Annotated in this window: 1 pseudogene; it reads left to right on the top strand. The window is 58.2% G+C overall.

Annotation, left to right across the window (positions count from 1 at the left end):
- Nucleotides 1-19 precede the first annotated feature (19 nt).
- Nucleotides 20-287 (top strand): annotated as a pseudogene (locus NUW23_12535) (transposase).

The following is a 287-nucleotide window of genomic DNA, read 5'->3' as shown; positions in this document are numbered from 1 at the left end:
GCTCGAGGCCACTGAGAGAATCGGAGCGGAGAGGCATGAGAGAACGGCGGAGCGATCGACATACCGAAACGGCTATACGCCGAGACCTTGGGATACGAGAGTGGGCAAGCTGAGTCTGAGGATACCCAAGCTGAGGGAGGGAACGTACTTCCCGAATACCGAAACGGCTACAGGCCGAGACCTTGGGATACGAGAGTGGGCAAGCTGAGTCTGAGGATGCCCAAGCTGAGGGAGGGAACGTACTTTCCGAGCTTCCTGGAACCTCGGAGGATGGCGGAGAAGGCTAT

This window comes from Bacillota bacterium, from assembly GCA_024655925.1.
In the GTDB taxonomy this organism is placed as follows: domain Bacteria; phylum Bacillota; class DTU025; order DTU025; family JANLFS01; genus JANLFS01.
This window is presented reverse-complemented; position numbering and strand designations above follow the sequence as displayed.